We start from the raw sequence: 14,637 nt of genomic DNA on the forward strand, positions 1-14,637 counted from the left end.
AGGCCAGCGATTTTAATAGACGGAATGGAATGGATTGGATTGGCACATCTGTATCCGTGTTATTGAGGGATGAATTTCTATTTTAATTAGAGGAGAGATGACGCAATGAGTATTGAATCAAACACGATTCACACCCTGCCTGACTATGAGCAATTGAGAGCTGAAATTCGGGGCATTGTCGAGGAAGTCATTAAACCACGTGCAGAGCTGATCGACCGTGAGGGGCGCTTCCCGCGTGAGAATCTGTCCGTGCTTGCCGAGACCGGGTGGAATGGCGTACTGATTCCCGAGCGCTTTGATGGACGCGGACTGGATCATGTCGCCTTTGCGATTGCAGCAGAAGAAATTGCCAAGGGATGCCCTTCGACTTCACTGGTGTATGTCATGCATGTCGGAGCTGTTCAGACGATAGCCCTCTACGGAAATGAAGATCAGAAGGAGCGCTGGCTAAAGCCGGTACGCAATGGGGCCATTGGTACGTATTCTACTAGCGAGCGCGCTTCGGGAGGTCACTGGTGGTTTAATTTCAGCGAGGCTTCCCGAGACGGGGAGGATTACATTTTGAATGCCGAAAAGTCGTTCACGACAAGCTCGGGACAAGCTGATTTTTATGTTACCCAGACCCGCACGCCAGGAGCACAGACGCCGACAGATGTGAGCTTTTTCCTTGTCGATGGACAACTGGAAGGCATTACTTCGGGGGTATGGGATGCACTCGGTGTTCGGGGGAACCATAGTGGCCCGATCACGTACAAAGGCGTCCGGATTGCAGCTCAGGATAAGCTCGGTACGGAGGGACAGGGGCGCGAAATTCTGGAAAGTGGTGTATCTCCCGTATACCTGATCGGCCTGGGGTCCACCTGGCTTGGAGTTGCCGAGGCAGCAATTGAGGCTGCATCCGAATATGTGAAGGGCATGGTTCATCGCGACTTTAACAAGCGTTTGGCTGACTACCAGATCATCCGCCAGCAGTTGGCTGAAGTGAAGGTGTTGATCTCCAGTCTGAAGCCGTGGCAGTTGTCTCTTGCGAAGCAGCTGGACGAACTTCAGGCACAGGGTAGACCGCAAGTCGAGCTGTTCCTGCCCCTGGTTGAATTCAAAATTCATGCTGCGGAAGTTGCTAACAAAGCGACCAAAGCAGCGCTGGATGTTACCGGAGGTTATGGTTATAAAAAAGGCGTGTTTGAACGCCTCTTCCGTGACGCGCGTGCAGGCATCGCCATGGGTCCCTCCAACAACATTGCCAGAGAGTGGATTGGCAAGTCGCTTGTCGGTCTGCCGCTGGAGCTGTGGTACGAGGGAGGGGATTGATTACCTCAAGAAACTGAAAAAAGGTTAGGTAACTGCAAGCTGCGGTCTGTATCAAACAGGCGGCAGCTTGTTTACATTCATTGATCTCGATAATAATTGTAGTCATACACGAATCGAAATCCGCTTCATGATAAAAATAATCAAAAAGAATGATAGGTATTCAGGGCTGATTATTATATATTAGATGGTATATTATTTTGCATCACAGAGAGCATGCGCAGAAAGAGAGTGGTGGTGTACCATGCAGCAAGAAACGTTAACAAGGGGTCTGAAAAACAGACATGTACAGCTGATGGCAATTGGAGGGGCGATCGGAACGGGTTTGTTTCTCGGTGCGGGCAAAACAATCCAGCTAACCGGTCCATCCATTCTTCTGGCGTACATCATTACAGGCATTGTATTATTCCTGATCATGAGGGCGCTTGGAGAGCTGCTGCTGAGCAATTTGCAGTATCATTCCTTTGTCGATTTTGTTCGTGATTACCTGGGAAATATGGCGGCGTTTATCACAGGCTGGACCTACTGGTTCTGCTGGATTTCCATTGCGATGGCAGATATTACGGCAGTGGGCTTATATACACAGTTCTGGTTTCCCGATATCCCTCAATGGATGCCGGGATTAATTGCACTGGTCATTTTACTTGTAATGAATCTGGCGACGGTCAAGCTGTTCGGGGAGATGGAATTCTGGTTTGCTCTCATTAAAGTGCTCGCTATTCTGGCATTGATCGTAGTGGGGCTGTATATGATTTTCACCGGATTTACAACCAATCAGGGCTCGGCAAGCGTTACTAACCTGTGGAGTCACGGGGGCTGGTTTCCGAATGGAATTCACGGCTTCATCATCTCGTTCCAAATGGTTGTTTTTGCTTTTGTGGGGATGGAGCTTGTAGGGCTTACCGCGGGAGAAACGGAAAATCCGGACAAGGTCATTCCTAAAGCCATTAATCAGATACCGATTCGTGTGCTGCTTTTCTATGTAGGAGCTTTGCTCATTATCATGAGTATCTACCCCTGGAATGCAATCGTGCCAACGGAAAGCCCGTTTGTACAGGTATTTGCAGCGGTAGGTATTGCGGCAGCAGCCGGAGTGGTTAATTTTGTCGTGCTGACATCGGCGGCATCGGCCTGTAACAGTGCGATTTTTAGTACAAGCCGGATGATCTATTCCATGGCCAAGGATCAAAATGCACCTGAATCCTTTGCACGTGTTAATCAGAGAAAGGTTCCAGCCAATGCACTTTTTTTCTCCACGATTGTCATTTTTATCGCGATTGTGCTGAATTATGTGATGCCGGAAGGTGTATTTACACTGATCACAAGTGTGTCTACCGTATGTTTCATTTTTGTCTGGGGCATCATGGTCATCTGCCATATGCGTTACAAACGCACTCGCCCTGATTTGGCGCGACAAAGTCGTTTCAGACTGCCGTTATATCCGTTTTCCAATTTGTTGATTCTGGCCTTTCTGGTCTTTGTCATTATTGTTTTGGCGCTTGCAGAGGATACGCGTGTGGCATTGTTTGTTACACCTGTGTGGTTCCTGATCGTTTCGGTCATTTATATGTTGAAAAAAAGAGTGAAGCAGTAACAGAAATCCTGTGTACGTGATATAAAGCAAAAAGCGAAAGAGCAATCTCGAATGAGGCTGCTCTTTCGCTTATTTTTGAGCCGGGCTCACGGTATAAACGCAGTTTCTTCCCCCGGCAAGAATGTATTCTCCCCGCTCAATCTGAACGTCCTCTCCCAGAACCGTTTTGAATAAATGCAGCTCGTTTTTGCATAACCCTGTGCATACAGCGGCCGCGGCACAGATGGGACAATGCTTTTCAATGAACAGGAGACTTCCGTCATCCTGCTCCTTTACTTCCGCCATGTAACCCTCCATCGTGCGAATTTCGGCAAGCTTCTCCAATTTAGATTTGATATCCGATGCGCCTTCAAGATGCCGGGCATACTGCACCTGCATTTTCTGATTGCGAACAGCGAGCAGCTGATCCAGCCCGGTCTCTCCAAAAGCTTCTTTCATGGATTGGATCAGGCTGACGGACAATTCGGAATAACCGCTGGGGAAAAAGCGATCGGCCGCAGGGGTCAATATCCATAATTTCGTTGGACGTCCCATCGGGCGGGCTTCTTCTATATGAGTAACAAAGCCTTCTTCCTTCAAGCCATTGAGGTGCTGACGAATCGCCATTCCCGACAGTGAAAATTGAGAGGAAAGGGACACCACATCCATTCCGCCTTGCTGCTTCAGTGCATCAATAATGGCTCTTCGGGTGCGAGTTGAGACATCCTTTTTAGCCTGGTTTCCGCTCATGATGTTGCCTCCTTTGAAGCAAGAAACGATGATTCATTCCCTACATTTTAAATAAAAATGTTGACAAAGTCAAAGAGGGACGTTAGTTTATACATTGTAAACAAAAATGTTTAATAAGTATCCGATCCATACGATAAACGATACGTGTATACATACTCTTTGCTGTACCAACGTAAACGTATTTAGTTTTAATAACAGGGAGGGAACGGCACGCCAGAGGGGGTCCGATGATTGCCTAACGAGAACAGAGAAAAACTTTTTACAGCTTACCACCTGATTGGAACGAAGTGGACGATCCATATTTTATTTGTGCTTTCTCAGGGACCGAGGAAATTTAGTGAGCTTGCCAGAGGCATACCCTTGATTTCGGAGATGGCTCTCACCAGGCGATTACAGGATCTTCAACAGAATGGTTTGGTTCAGAAGACATGTTTTGCAGATCGCAAACCAATTCTCTATGAACTTACACCCAGAGGAGCTGCACTTGCGAACTTTATCCCTTGTCTGGTGGAATGGGCATTGCTCCATTAAAGGTGCGTATTTATAGCGAATTCAAGATCTGGACAGTATCTTTAATATAGGGGGAGTTAAAAATGAACATTGAGGTTAGCACCAGAGCATCTCATCAAATTAAACAAATTTTATCGGGCGCCAATAATCAGTCTTCTTTTCTGCGAATAGGTGTAAGTGAAGGCGGTTGCAGCGGTTTATCCTATACGCTTGTTGTGGAAGATCAGCAGACAGAAGAAGATATCGTACTGCATAAAGATAATTTCAACATATTGGTTTACCCAGCCAGTGTCCCGTACGTTGATGGTTTGAAGATCGACTATGAAGAAAGCGGCATGACAGGAGGGTTCACGATGGACAATCCCAATGCCAAAGCGTCGTGTGGATGCGGAGCCAGCTTCAGAATAGCTCGAGATCGCGGCAAGGTTCAGCCGTGTGATTAAACAGAGAAAAGAGAGCTGTCCCATAGTAAAGTTTGTCGAGTAGGGACAGCTCTTTGCCTGATGATATGTTAATCTAATCAAGCCATTCCAGCATGATATCAACGACTTCTTTATAACGCTGGCCCACAAGCAGGCCTGTATGCGTTGTATCCCGGAGTCCGGCATACTTTGCTCCAAGCTGATCTGCAGTTAACTGGCCTCTTCGATCCTCGTCCTCGGACGACACAGCTTTGATTACGAGAGAGGCACAGGTGATTCGTTTCCCGTCAATGGATATGCCTTGTGCCCCGCAGAGGGCAGAGAAGGTACAGAAAGCTTTTGCAGATTCCATCTGCAGGTACCGACGTTGAAAAGCGATATCTTCCGTGGATTCGTCAATCGTTGCAAGCTCCTCACGTAAAGGTGCTGGCATAATCATTCCCGGTTGAATTCGGTCCGCTGCAGGATAGGGCAGGGCGTCATGGACTTCTTTGCTTATACTGGTGTCAATGATAATTAATCCTGCCAATTCAGCAGTTTCTGCGATCTTTTGGCTGAGTATGCCACCCATGCTAAAACCGATAAGGACAGGAGGTTCATGCATCAGGGACAACACCTCACGAATATCCTCCAGGTAATCCTCTACCGTAATACGACTCAAATCCAGCACCCTGCTTTTGTAATGACTTCTTAGATTCATCGCGTAACAATCCCATCCCTGCTCCACAAAATGAGGGATATATTTGCTCCACATCCAGCTGCCCGTGTATGCCCCGTGAACAAATAACAGAGGCGCACGCGTAGTTCCTGTGGTAGAGTCAGATGCCGTACTTCCTTTATATACTTCCATGTAAAGGTCATGGTTTCCAATCCGGTGCACCTCATGTTCAGGCAAGTATTGTGTGTAATCAGTCATCTAAAATGCTCCTTTTCAATTTAGTTTGATATCAAACTATTGTTGTAAAAAAACTTAAAGTCAAACAAATTAAGCAGTATCCGTATCGGCTGTATGACCTTACTTTTTTAAAAGTTGTCGTGAATTTTGATTAAAATGGAAAGCAGCTTCTGTTTTTCCTCGTCTGTAATTCCTGCATAGAAGGTATCCAGCATTCGCTGTGATATATCCTCAAAGACTGGTTTTAACGCTTCTCCCTTGGCAGTTAATGTTACATACACGATACGAGAGTCTGCTGCATCTCGATCTTTAGCAACATATCCGGTTCGCACCAGTTTATCTACAAGCGCAGTTATCGTGGATTTGTCCTTGCGAATTTTTTGGGCAATCTCGGCCATGGTCAACCGCTGATGGTTGTAAAGGGCATAGATGATATCCCCATGGGATGTAGCCAGATCGTGGATGCCCTGTGCCGCCATTTCGGTCAAAATAAAACGACTGGTTTTCTCTTTAATTTTGGAAATAAGTGAAACAGCATCTCTTGTTTTCATACACCTAATATAGTTTGATATCAAACTAATGTCAAGCATAGACCCGGGAACAGGGGAAGAAGTCTTCCTTGTTCCCGGGTCCGTCCATGCATGGATGTAATTCACTTGTGCAGTAAAGTTAAGTTACCAGACTATTGGATCGGATTAGCCTTCATTTCTTTTTCCATTTTTTCAATACCGTCGATAATTTGATATCCGTATCCCCAGAACTGACTGAAATCGGTCACGTAGATTTGTTTGTTCTGAATAGCCTTCATGCTTTGCAGCGCAGGGTTGGCATACAGATTCTGAATCAGCTTGTTGATATCGGGTGATCCGCTGTAAGCCGAGAGCAGCAGGTAATCCGGATTGGCTGTAATCAACTGTTCTACGCTAACCTCGCCTTGTACGCCATCAAATGCATTTTTCAGCTTCAACAGGCTGAGTGCATCAAGCTGATACGTATCGTTCTGCATGCTGCTTACGGTAATGCTGTCCTCTGTAGCGGGTACAATATACGCAAAGCTATGCTCCGGCTGATCAGCGACACTGGCTTTGATTGCCTCTGCCCGTGCTTTCAGGCTGTCGATAAATTGTGTGGCTTTATCTTGCACGTCAAAAATCTTACCTAGCTGTGTAATGTCACTGTAAAGACTCTCCAGCGTTCCCTTGTGATTGGTCGTTTGCATGAAGGTACGGATGTTCATCTCATTTAGTCCGTCTACGCTTCCCACGCCCCAGTCGGCGTCAGCAAACAGATCACCTCGTCCAAAGACCAGATCCGGGCTGGCCCCAACAACAAGCTCTTTACCCACATAATTCTCGGACAACACTGGAATTTTGGCGAATTCGTCAGCTACATCGGGTGTTACCGCGCCATAAAGTGCAGCAACACCGACAATTCTATCAGTCAAGCCCAGCTTGATCAGCATTTCGGCAGCTGATTGAGTATTGGCAACAACACGCTCAGGTGCCTTATCAAATACCTGTGCTTTGGGTTTCCATTCTCCGCCTTCACCAGACATAGCGAAGTTTTCTATGGTAAGCGGATAGGTCGTTTGATTGACCGTTCCCGCAGGTGCAGCGGCTTCGGTTGTCCCCGTTTGGGAAGCCGGATCTTCGGCTGTGGCTGGTGTAGACGTCTTGGATGAACACGCCGACAACAGCACTAATAACAGAGTTAACGCAGCAAAGAAAGTGGATCTGGACGAGCATTTCAACATGGTAATAACCCCTTTTTGTTTGTGTTATAATTGACAAAGATAATCATTCTCAATTATAATCCGAGAAAATACTTTGTAAATAGCTAATTTAAGTTTCGCACAATTTTACTAGAATTTATGGGGGAAGAAATGGCACAGACGATTCAGGCTGGGACACAGCAATTGGGGAAAAAAGAATCCCTGATTCACAGCAAAACAGGCTTTACACTACTTATTGCAGCATTAATCGTGATTGTACTGATTTCGGCAGGCATTGCGGTCTCTATTGGACAAGTTCGTATTCCGCTCGGAGAGTCCTACCGTATTCTTTTAGCCAAAATAACGGGAATGGAGTGGGGGGGGAAGCCGCTGGCAGCAGGCTCCTTCACGGATATTATCTGGCAGATTCGTTTCCCGCGTGTATTGATGGCGATGTTTATCGGTGCGGGTCTCGCCTTATGTGGTACGGTTATGCAGGCAGCTGTCCAGAATCCACTGGCGGACCCTTACATCCTTGGTATTTCTTCAGGAGCCTCGCTCGGAGCAACCTTTGCCATTCTCATCGGGTTTGGTGCGATTAGCTGGCTAGGACAGACGGGAGTTGCCTTTTGGGCGTTTGCCGGAGCAATGGGTGCTTCTTTGCTTGTTCTGACACTGGCCGGTATTCGGGGAAAAATGACGTCAGTCAAGCTGGTGCTTGCCGGTATGGTTATTAATGCACTGTGCAGTGCATTTTCCAACTTCATTATCTATTTTGCGAATAATGCCGAGGGCATCAAAACAGTCACCTTCTGGACGATGGGCAGTCTTGCCGCTTCCGGGTGGAACAAGCTGCCGCTAATAGGCATCGTCGTGCTCACGGCCATATTGTTTTTCCTGCTGCAATCCCGTGTGTTAAACACGATGCTGCTCGGCGATGAAGCCGCCGTCACCTTGGGCATTAACCTGAGTGTCTATCGCAGACTGTATATGATCTTAACGGCACTCGTGACTGGTGTGATGGTTGCTAGCTGCGGCATGATCGGTTTTGTGGGGTTAATTATCCCGCATATCGTGAGGGGGCTCGTCGGCTCGGATCATCGTAAAGTGATGCCTGTTTCGGTATTGTTTGGTGCGATATTTCTGATCTGGACAGACGTCATTGCGAGATCGCTAATCTCCAGCGTTGAACTACCTATCGGCATTATTACGGCGATGATTGGTGCACCGATGTTTATGTATATGCTTGTCAAAAAAGGCTATGGCTTTGGAGGAAAATAACATGCAATTAACGGTCGATAATATATGCTTTTCCGTGCAGGATACGGATATCGTGCGTGATATTTCACTTCAGGTGAGAGAGAAACAATTCGTCGGCTTAATTGGACCGAACGGCTGCGGCAAATCGACGTTGCTCAAAAGCATTTATAAAGTTATTAAACCGAAGCACGGCAGCGTTATGCTGGGAGACACCGATATTCTGAAATCGAGTCCCAAAGTCACGGCCAGGCAACTGGGAGTTGTAGGTCAGTTTAACGAGTTAAGCTTTGATTTTACCGTGCGTGAGATGGTTATGATGGGGCGTACGCCGCACAAAAAACTGCTGGAGGCTGATAATGCAAAGGACGAACAGATTGTGGAGACGGCGCTGGAAAAAGTGCAGCTGACCGGTCATGCTGGCCGTAATTATACGTCTCTGTCCGGCGGGGAGAAGCAGCGTGTCATTCTGGCTCGTGTACTTGCTCAGCAACCGGAATTTCTGATTCTGGACGAGCCGACCAATCATCTGGATATCAAGTACCAGCTGCAAATATTGAATATTGTTCGCGGACTGGATATCGGCATTCTGGCTGCGCTGCATGATCTTGAACTTGCGGCAGCCTACTGTGATTATCTCTATGTGGTGAAGCGTGGGCAAGTTGTTGTTCATGGTACTCCCGCCGATATTTTGACTCGTGAGATCATTGGAGAGGTATTTGAGGTGGAATGTGAGATTTACCAAAATCCGGTCACCGGAGGCTTGGGAATTGCCTATTTGAGCACACGATAACCCGGAAGCTGGAGGTTTATAACATCTATTCCAGCCTGGAATCCACTTGATGTGAATGCTTCCCGCTGCTGACCTCTTCAAAAATATTAGCCGAATCTTTAATCTGCTTTTCTTCGGGCCGTTGTTGTTCAGGAAGAGGCATCCCGCTACTGGATTGCGCCAAGCCATAGCTTTGCAATAATTGCTCCAGATCTTTTACAGTGACTGGGCGCGCTTCCGGTTTCAGAACATAGCCAAGCTGACCATTCGGTTCAATGGTTGCCGTTTCCAGGTCGTTTACATTTCTGATTCCAGCCTGTCTTAGATGCATCTCGAGCTGATCTATCGTATACCGCATTCGTTTCAGATTCGGAATAATAACTTCCCCGTTCTCTACAACGACTTTGGAGCTGCCGCTCATCAAACGTTCGAACAGGTTGGATTTCATCTGTAACTGCTCCACAACGAGCAAAGTTACAATAAATACGGCTGCGGAGCCAATCGCTTTGCCCAGTTCATGATTGGCAATCGGCTGTACCATGGTTGTACCGATCGAGATCATAATAACGGTTGTTGCCACACTCATCTGTGAGATGGATTTACGCCCTGCAATGCGCAGCAGAATCATGCCAACGAGAACAAGCAAGACAGATTTCCAGACCCAATCCATGCAAAGACATCCTTTCTTTTCTTAGGGCGTGTCTTGAAACCTACTGAAGTGCATCTTTTACCGCCTTTTCGCCCCCTGCTGCGTCACTTTCCCTTGACGTGCCCCGGCACGCCTGCGGAAAACTTCCTGGCTTGGAACGAAAATTCAGTAAAATCTGCTTCCTTCAGAGTTTTCAGACACGCCCTAAATGAACGCTGATTATTAGACTGTTCCGGGAGGGATTGGATTATACGATGTGGGGCCATCCTGATCCGTAAACGTTCTAACACTTAACCCGTAACAAACTTTCATTTTATCTGCTCCATCGTTTACAATAGGGTATTGATGCAGTAAACAAAGGAGCGGTTACGCATGGCAAAACAGAAATATTACGTGGTATGGGAAGGCAAGAAACCGGGCGTATACAGCACTTGGGCGGAATGTAAGGCTCAGACGGATCAATATGCCGGAGCCAAATATAAATCATATGAATCCAGGGAAGCCGCTGAAGCGGCGTATCGCGCCGGATGGAAGGGCAACTGGGGATCGAGCGCAGGCGGAGCTGGCAGTGCCTCCAAGCTCAAGTCCAAGTCGGGCAGCAGCAGAAGTGCAGGGATGGAGACATCGGAGGAAGTGGATTATGACAGCATTTCGGTCGATGTAGGAACCCGGGGCAACCCGGGGCCGGTCGAGTACAAAGGGGTCGATACACGCACAGGCGAAGTGCTTTTTTCCGTTGGGCCGATCTCGAAAGGCACGAATAATCTGGGTGAATTTCTGGCTATTGTGCATGCACTCGCTTATCTTCAGAAACAAGGTAGCAGCAAAACGGTGTATACAGACTCGGTGAATGCGATGAAATGGTTAAAACAGAAGAAGGTTGCTACCACGCTGCCACGGGACAACTCAACAGAAGAGATCTGGCTAATGATTGATCGGGCGGAGCAATGGCTTCGCACGCATACGTATTCGAACAAAGTGTTAAAGTGGCAGACGAAACAGTGGGGCGAGATCAAGGCGGATTACGGCCGGAAATGATGCTTTTCAAACGGAATCCCAAAAAGCTGGTGCTTGTCTATTAGAATCGATATTTACAATTTCCAATTTCCATTCTATAATCATCAGCATATGATAAGTCACACATATGGAGGAGCCTGTCATTCATTTACGGGCCCTCCTTATCTTTTTGGATCGGGGATGTCCCGGTTTGGTCACTTGAAACAGGTGAGCCGAGTATACATTGCAGGAGGCAGACATGAGTTCCATTTATAGAAGTGAAGAAGGAAAGAGCAGTATTCTGGAGGAGTACGAGGTTTATTTGAGTGAGCTGGGTGAAGGGATTACAAGGGAGTATGTGGAGACACGTTTTGGCAGAACGCATGTATTGCTGACCGGGCCAGAAGATGGCAAGCCATTATTTATTCTTCAGGGCGGCAATTGTGTGAATCCGATGACCCTGTCCTGGTTCTCCTCCTTATTTCAATCCTACCGGATTATTGCGCCTGATACGATTGGTCATCCGGGCTATAGCGAGGAAACGAGCATTTCGGCACGTTTTGACAGCCTGGCTTTATGGGTTTCCGATCTGCTCGACCACTACGAGATTGAAAAAAGTGCGTTTATCGGTCCTTCTTTTGGCGGCGGCATTATTCTCAGACTGGCTACGTATATTCCGGAGCGTATTGCATGCTCGGTGCTGGTGGCTCCGGCGGGTCTTGCGGTGAATTCCAGAATGAAAACCGTTCATGACATTACACTTCCACTCGTGAAATATCGGATAACTTCTTCGCCGGCTTCTTTGCAAAAAATAACGGATAACCTGTCATGCCATTGTATGAAGGAAGCAGACAAAAATCTGATCGGCAAAATATTCAAGCATGTCAGTCTGGAGCAGGATTTGCCTAAACTGGCGGAGCGGGAAGAGCTTGAAAATTATAATTCGCCTACATTGCTTCTGGTTGGAGAGAAGGATGTCTTTTTCCCAGGTGATAAGTGTATTGACCGTGCCCGGCAGATTATTCCGAATGTGCAGGCGGTCAAATATGATACGGGACATTTCCCTTCTCAGGACGTGCTGCAGGAGATGAACGCGGAGATTCAGCAGTTTTTGAACAAACATTATTAAGTAACAACAGCAGAAGCATTGGGACAGCAGAATAAGACAGTTAGAGGGAACGTAAGCAACTGAAACGTGGGGCAATTCGTCTTTTAACAAATTAAATTAACGAAATTGCCCCTTCTGTCGATACTATTTATAGAAGAGAGCGTATATATCTTCGAATAGCCAATGGAAGCTTGGACAAAACCGCACGTTTTGTAAAAAATGTTTCAAACGACGTGATTGGGTTTATATAGATGGTTGGCGATGAATTGCCATCCGTCGGACTCATCCATACTGAGTTACGAACAATTTGCAGTTATGCGGCAAGTCTTCCAATCGACAAGGTTGAAAAGAGGTTTGTTATGAAAAAGGATAAGTGGAATATGGCCTTGCAGCGCAATGTCATTTTAAACGATACATATCAGGTTAGACAGGTTCTGACCAGCAGTGAGCTGGCGATTGTGTATGCAGGGCGGAATCGGCATACAGGCGCCAAAGTGGCAATCAAGGAGTTTTTCCCCCATCGATTGGCTGCACGTCAGACGGATAAACGTACGGTTTTTTGTGCAACGCGTGGATATGGAGGGCAATTTCAGGAGCTGCTGTCAGCATTTCTGCAGGAAGGAGAGCTGCTGTCTTCGCTTAAACACCCACACATCATTGCTTACGTGGATCACTTTGAGGCCAATGATACCGGATATCTGGTTACCGAATATTGTACGGGCACGACCCTGACCGATTATTTGAATGAGCGCGACCATGCACTGGAGCCGGATTTTATTACCGATACGCTGCTGCCGCTCGTGGATACACTCGATTATATACATAAACAAGGCATTCTTCATCGGGATGTCAAACCTTCCAACATCATGGTAATGGAGGATGGCACGCCAAAATTGCTTGATTTTGGTTCAGCTGTGCGCTGGCCGATGCCGTCCGGGGCAAAGCCGGCTATATTTACCTCAAAGGGATATTCACCACTTGAATTCTATTCGGAGAAATCCGAGCAGGGACCGATGTCTGACATCTACAGCTTGTCCGCGCTGCTTCATTACTGGACATGCGGGCAGCCGCCAATGGATGTAAAGCAGCGTTTATTCAGTGATGAGCTGCCCTCGGTACGCAAGCATAATGAATATGTGAATCCATGGCTGGCAAGGGTTATTAACTGGGGGCTAATGGTTCGTTCAGAGAAACGCTGTACCTCCCTGACCTGGGTGAGAACATCCCTGCGAGTTCAGGCTTTGGTGTGGAAGGTTCGCAAGCCAGGCAAGATGGAATGGAAGTTTGAGGATAACGAGCATACTCAGATATTCGAGCCAGAGCCGAAGAAGCAGCACGAAACGGCCTGAGCCTCTAAGAAAAGCATTACGAACCAGATCGACTCTATATCGAGAAGATTTGGTTTTTTACTATATTCATTTTATTATAATTTTTGGTATGGGCTGCTGACCCAAACGTTGGCGATGAAATCAAACAGGAGATGAGACTATGAAAGAACTTGGGAAAAAGGGAGATAAGAAAGAACTTGGGAAAGAGGAAGATAAGAAAGAGTTCAGGACTGATGAGCTTGAAAATGACGCTATTTTGGCTGCGGCGGCGAGTGAACTGGAGCAGATGGTGAATCAGGTCTGCGAACGGATTGGCACACCGCTTCATGAGACGACCGAACTGCAGCGTCAGGTGCTTGCTGCTTTTGGTTTTGGCGCAGTATACAGCATCACTCATCGGGATCGGTTGACTGAACCGCAGGCACATGCGCTGAGCATTCGAATGCTGATCAAACCGTTTAACTACAGTGAACAGCAGGCCGTTGATTTTGTGGATGATCTGATCCGTGTCGCATCGAATGAAGAGACTCATCCGGTGATGAACACCATTATCCATCGCGGGATTAACGGGCATGTTCAATTTGTACAGGAGGATCACGAAGCACTGGGTCGCAATATCCAGGAGATACTGGACGCAGTTCAGCAATAAAGTGGGGAGGTGAAGCAGGTCATGGACTATATGAAATTAAGCAAAGAGCTTTCTTACGCTTTGCGACATGCCCCATGGGAATACGAGCTTGAGCTGCACGAAGAAGGATGGGTTGATATTTCACAATTGCTCATCGCTCTGCACGAAAGTCCGCAGTGGCATGACGTTACGGAGAAAGACCTGGAACAAATGATTGCAGATTCGGAGAAAAAGCGGCATGAGATCCATGCAGGCCGAATTCGTGCGCTTTATGGTCACTCCACTCCGCAGAAAATAATCAAATCGGCTGCTCATCCTCCGGAGTTGTTGTACCACGGTACACCTGTACGTGCCGTGTCCTCTATTATGGAGCATGGTTTACAGCCACGGCAGCGACAATATGTACATCTGTCTGCAGATATTGAAACGGCACATAAGGTCGGACAGAGGCGTGACGGTCAGCCAGCTATTCTGCGAGTGAAGGCCGGGCTGGCCGCACGTGAGGGTATCCTCTTTTACCATGGCAATGAGAATATTTGGCTGGCTGATGTTATTCCCGCACATTATATTGAGCAGGAACAAGCTGATAGCTAGATGAAATCATAGTGCAGATGTTGTTCAAAGTGAAAGTTTCACTCAACATAAGCAAGCAAAAAGGGTTGTTCCCCGTCAACTTATGACGTATGGAACAACCCTTTTTTGAATGCCGATGCCTTGGGATCGGGGCTGC

Annotated in this window: 16 protein-coding genes; 11 read left to right on the top strand and 5 right to left on the bottom strand. The window is 47.2% G+C overall.

Going from position 1 to position 14,637, the window contains the following annotated elements; genetic code table 11:
- Positions 1 to 105: 105 nt before the first annotated feature.
- Positions 106 to 1,311, top strand: a complete 1,206-nt coding sequence (locus HNR77_RS07205) for an acyl-CoA dehydrogenase family protein (protein ID WP_184182129.1) — start codon at positions 106 to 108, stop codon at positions 1,309 to 1,311.
- A gap of 241 nt (positions 1,312 to 1,552) precedes the next feature.
- A complete protein-coding gene (locus tag HNR77_RS07210) occupies positions 1,553 to 2,902 on the top strand; it encodes an amino acid permease (protein ID WP_184182131.1) in 1,350 nt (449 codons plus the stop codon).
- Positions 2,903 to 2,971: 69 nt separating this feature from the next.
- Here HNR77_RS07210 and HNR77_RS07215 read toward each other — a convergent pair whose 3' ends face one another.
- Entirely contained in the window at positions 2,972 to 3,631 is a 660-nt protein-coding gene (locus HNR77_RS07215; RefSeq protein ID WP_184182133.1) for a helix-turn-helix transcriptional regulator, read from the bottom strand.
- A gap of 231 nt (positions 3,632 to 3,862) precedes the next feature.
- Here HNR77_RS07215 and HNR77_RS07220 point away from each other — a divergent pair, with 231 nt between their 5' ends.
- Both HNR77_RS07220 and HNR77_RS07225 read left to right on the top strand, forming a co-directional pair.
- Positions 3,863 to 4,162, top strand: a complete 300-nt coding sequence (locus HNR77_RS07220) for a winged helix-turn-helix transcriptional regulator (RefSeq protein WP_145404213.1) — start codon at positions 3,863 to 3,865, stop codon at positions 4,160 to 4,162.
- Between the two features lie 62 nt (positions 4,163 to 4,224).
- Positions 4,225 to 4,584, top strand: coding sequence for a HesB/IscA family protein (locus HNR77_RS07225; RefSeq protein WP_184182136.1), 360 nt, complete (start codon positions 4,225 to 4,227; stop codon positions 4,582 to 4,584).
- A gap of 73 nt (positions 4,585 to 4,657) precedes the next feature.
- Here HNR77_RS07225 and HNR77_RS07230 read toward each other — a convergent pair whose 3' ends face one another.
- The 3 genes from HNR77_RS07230 to HNR77_RS07240 form a co-directional block, all read right to left on the bottom strand.
- The gene (locus tag HNR77_RS07230; protein ID WP_184182137.1) at positions 4,658 to 5,479 is read right to left on the bottom strand and encodes an alpha/beta hydrolase; all 822 of its coding nucleotides are present in this window, start codon (positions 5,477 to 5,479) and stop codon (positions 4,658 to 4,660) included.
- A gap of 107 nt (positions 5,480 to 5,586) precedes the next feature.
- Positions 5,587 to 6,009 carry a MarR family winged helix-turn-helix transcriptional regulator gene (locus HNR77_RS07235; RefSeq protein ID WP_184182139.1) on the bottom strand — a complete coding sequence of 141 codons (423 nt, stop codon included), beginning with the start codon at positions 6,007 to 6,009 and terminating at the stop codon, positions 5,587 to 5,589.
- A gap of 131 nt (positions 6,010 to 6,140) precedes the next feature.
- Positions 6,141 to 7,211, bottom strand: a complete 1,071-nt coding sequence (locus HNR77_RS07240) for an ABC transporter substrate-binding protein (protein ID WP_260410378.1) — start codon at positions 7,209 to 7,211, stop codon at positions 6,141 to 6,143.
- A 117-nt stretch (positions 7,212 to 7,328) separates the two neighbouring features.
- Here HNR77_RS07240 and HNR77_RS07245 point away from each other — a divergent pair, with 117 nt between their 5' ends.
- On the top strand, positions 7,329 to 8,450 hold the full coding sequence (locus HNR77_RS07245) for a FecCD family ABC transporter permease (protein WP_260410379.1): 1,122 nt from the start codon (positions 7,329 to 7,331) through the stop codon (positions 8,448 to 8,450).
- Position 8,451: 1 nt separating this feature from the next.
- Complete coding sequence (locus HNR77_RS07250; RefSeq protein WP_184182143.1) at positions 8,452 to 9,219, top strand: ABC transporter ATP-binding protein; 768 nt, start codon at positions 8,452 to 8,454, stop codon at positions 9,217 to 9,219.
- Between the two features lie 25 nt (positions 9,220 to 9,244).
- Here the strand turns inward: HNR77_RS07250 and HNR77_RS07255 are convergent, their stop codons facing one another.
- Positions 9,245 to 9,868: a DUF421 domain-containing protein gene (locus HNR77_RS07255; RefSeq protein ID WP_184182145.1), complete on the bottom strand. Its 624-nt coding sequence runs from the start codon at positions 9,866 to 9,868 to the stop codon at positions 9,245 to 9,247.
- 351 nt (positions 9,869 to 10,219) lie between these two features.
- Here HNR77_RS07255 and rnhA point away from each other — a divergent pair, with 351 nt between their 5' ends.
- From rnhA to HNR77_RS07280, 5 genes are all read left to right on the top strand, one after another.
- Positions 10,220 to 10,885, top strand: a complete 666-nt coding sequence (gene rnhA / locus HNR77_RS07260; RefSeq protein WP_184182147.1) for a ribonuclease H — start codon at positions 10,220 to 10,222, stop codon at positions 10,883 to 10,885.
- 217 nt (positions 10,886 to 11,102) lie between these two features.
- A complete protein-coding gene (locus tag HNR77_RS07265; RefSeq protein WP_184182149.1) occupies positions 11,103 to 11,972 on the top strand; it encodes an alpha/beta fold hydrolase in 870 nt (289 codons plus the stop codon).
- 338 nt (positions 11,973 to 12,310) lie between these two features.
- Positions 12,311 to 13,300 (top strand): serine/threonine protein kinase, encoded by a 990-nt coding sequence (locus tag HNR77_RS07270; RefSeq protein WP_184182151.1) that lies wholly within the window; start codon positions 12,311 to 12,313, stop codon positions 13,298 to 13,300.
- A gap of 139 nt (positions 13,301 to 13,439) precedes the next feature.
- Positions 13,440 to 13,928 (top strand): Imm48 family immunity protein, encoded by a 489-nt coding sequence (imm48, locus tag HNR77_RS07275; RefSeq protein ID WP_184182153.1) that lies wholly within the window; start codon positions 13,440 to 13,442, stop codon positions 13,926 to 13,928.
- A gap of 21 nt (positions 13,929 to 13,949) precedes the next feature.
- Positions 13,950 to 14,501 (top strand): RNA 2'-phosphotransferase, encoded by a 552-nt coding sequence (locus HNR77_RS07280; RefSeq protein ID WP_184182155.1) that lies wholly within the window; start codon positions 13,950 to 13,952, stop codon positions 14,499 to 14,501.
- Positions 14,502 to 14,637 lie beyond the last annotated feature (136 nt).

Source organism: Paenibacillus sp. JGP012, assembly GCF_014203995.1.
In the GTDB taxonomy this organism is placed as follows: Bacteria; Bacillota; Bacilli; order Paenibacillales; family Paenibacillaceae; genus Paenibacillus; species Paenibacillus silvae.

Excerpts from the sequence above, each read along its gene's own strand:
- HNR77_RS07215 (WP_184182133.1), bottom strand. The coding sequence starts at position 3,631 with ATGAGCGGAAACCAGGCTAAAAAGGATGTCTCAACTCGCACCCGAAGA.
- HNR77_RS07250 (WP_184182143.1), top strand. The coding sequence starts at position 8,452 with ATGCAATTAACGGTCGATAATATATGCTTTTCCGTGCAGGATACGGAT.
- HNR77_RS07240 (WP_260410378.1), bottom strand. The coding sequence starts at position 7,211 with ATGTTGAAATGCTCGTCCAGATCCACTTTCTTTGCTGCGTTAACTCTG.
- HNR77_RS07255 (WP_184182145.1), bottom strand. The coding sequence starts at position 9,868 with ATGGATTGGGTCTGGAAATCTGTCTTGCTTGTTCTCGTTGGCATGATT.
- imm48 (WP_184182153.1), top strand. The coding sequence starts at position 13,440 with ATGAAAGAACTTGGGAAAAAGGGAGATAAGAAAGAACTTGGGAAAGAG.
- HNR77_RS07210 (WP_184182131.1), top strand. The coding sequence starts at position 1,553 with ATGCAGCAAGAAACGTTAACAAGGGGTCTGAAAAACAGACATGTACAG.
- HNR77_RS07280 (WP_184182155.1), top strand. The coding sequence starts at position 13,950 with ATGGACTATATGAAATTAAGCAAAGAGCTTTCTTACGCTTTGCGACAT.
- HNR77_RS07270 (WP_184182151.1), top strand. The coding sequence starts at position 12,311 with ATGAAAAAGGATAAGTGGAATATGGCCTTGCAGCGCAATGTCATTTTA.
- rnhA (WP_184182147.1), top strand. The coding sequence starts at position 10,220 with ATGGCAAAACAGAAATATTACGTGGTATGGGAAGGCAAGAAACCGGGC.
- HNR77_RS07245 (WP_260410379.1), top strand. The coding sequence starts at position 7,329 with ATGGGGGAAGAAATGGCACAGACGATTCAGGCTGGGACACAGCAATTG.
- HNR77_RS07230 (WP_184182137.1), bottom strand. The coding sequence starts at position 5,479 with ATGACTGATTACACACAATACTTGCCTGAACATGAGGTGCACCGGATT.
- HNR77_RS07235 (WP_184182139.1), bottom strand. The coding sequence starts at position 6,009 with ATGAAAACAAGAGATGCTGTTTCACTTATTTCCAAAATTAAAGAGAAA.
- HNR77_RS07265 (WP_184182149.1), top strand. The coding sequence starts at position 11,103 with ATGAGTTCCATTTATAGAAGTGAAGAAGGAAAGAGCAGTATTCTGGAG.
- HNR77_RS07225 (WP_184182136.1), top strand. The coding sequence starts at position 4,225 with ATGAACATTGAGGTTAGCACCAGAGCATCTCATCAAATTAAACAAATT.
- HNR77_RS07205 (WP_184182129.1), top strand. The coding sequence starts at position 106 with ATGAGTATTGAATCAAACACGATTCACACCCTGCCTGACTATGAGCAA.